This is a genomic window from Bartonella sp. CE47NXGY (assembly GCF_042195415.1).
Lineage (GTDB): Bacteria > Pseudomonadota > Alphaproteobacteria > Rhizobiales > Rhizobiaceae > Bartonella.
The window spans coordinates 1-542 of the sequence record NZ_JBHIOI010000294.1 but is presented as its reverse complement, the minus strand read 5'-3'; the positions used below and the strand labels follow the sequence as shown (position 1 = coordinate 542).

The following is a 542-nucleotide window of genomic DNA, read 5'->3' as shown; positions in this document are numbered from 1 at the left end:
TGTTCTCGATCAAGGAGGTTAGTGGTATTAGGATTAGAATTGTGATGAAGTATGTTATGGATGCTAGTTGACCAATGAGAATGAAGGGTTGATTTACTGGTTGGCTTCCGATCCAGGTGAGGGTTAGTAGGGTTGTAATTAGGAGTCAGAACAGGAATTGGCTAAGTGGGCGGAATATTATGCTTTGCTGTTTGGAGTTGTGAAGTATGGGGATGATAGATAAGATGAAGATTGATAGGAAGAGCGCTAGTACGCCTCCTAGTTTATTAGGAACGGATCGTAGAATTGCGTATGCAAATAGGAAGTACCATTCTGGTTTGATGTGTGGAGGGGTATTTAGTGGGTCGGCTGGGGTGTAGTTGTCCGGGTCGTTTAGGAGGTCGGGTGAAAGTAGTGTTAGTGTTGTTAGGATGAAAAGGAGGAGGATTAGGCCTAGGATATCTTTGATTGTGTAGTAGGGGTGGAAGGTGATTTTGTCTGAGTCTGATGAGATTCCGCAGGGGTTGTTTGATCCTGTTTCGTGTAGAAACAGTAGATGGACT

1 pseudogene is annotated in these 542 nt (G+C 43.9%); it reads right to left on the bottom strand.

Going from position 1 to position 542, the window contains the following annotated elements:
- Positions 1-322, bottom strand: a pseudogene (locus ACFIL3_RS11170) (cytochrome b); the annotation flags it as partial.
- Positions 323-542 lie beyond the last annotated feature (220 nt).